This is a genomic window from Streptomyces sp. ADMS (genome assembly GCF_033441795.1).
Taxonomy (GTDB): domain Bacteria; phylum Actinomycetota; class Actinomycetes; order Streptomycetales; family Streptomycetaceae; genus Streptomyces.
The window spans coordinates 1-264 of record NZ_JAVFVX010000579.1; the positions used below are offsets into that span (position 1 = coordinate 1).

Sequence of the window (264 nt, forward strand, 5' to 3'; positions counted from 1 at the left end):
CCCGCGCCAAGTACGTCACCAGCGGATCGGCGCACGACCTGCAGAACTTCCCCGGCGAAAACCGCGACCAGCGCTCGTACCGGAGTTGGCTGACCGCGCTGCTCACCGAGGCGTACCGGGCCGCGACCGAGCACTCCGTCGCCATGGTCTTCTCCGACTGGCGCCAGGAGCCGACCACCAGCGACGCCCTGCAGATGGCGGGCTGGACCTGGAGCGGCACGATCCCCTGGATCAAGCCCGCCAGCCGGCCCCGCAAGGGCGGGT

Annotated in this window: 1 pseudogene; it reads left to right on the forward strand. The window is 71.2% G+C overall.

The window, feature by feature from the left end:
- Positions 1-264: pseudogene (locus RB628_RS43070) on the forward strand (site-specific DNA-methyltransferase); the annotation flags it as partial.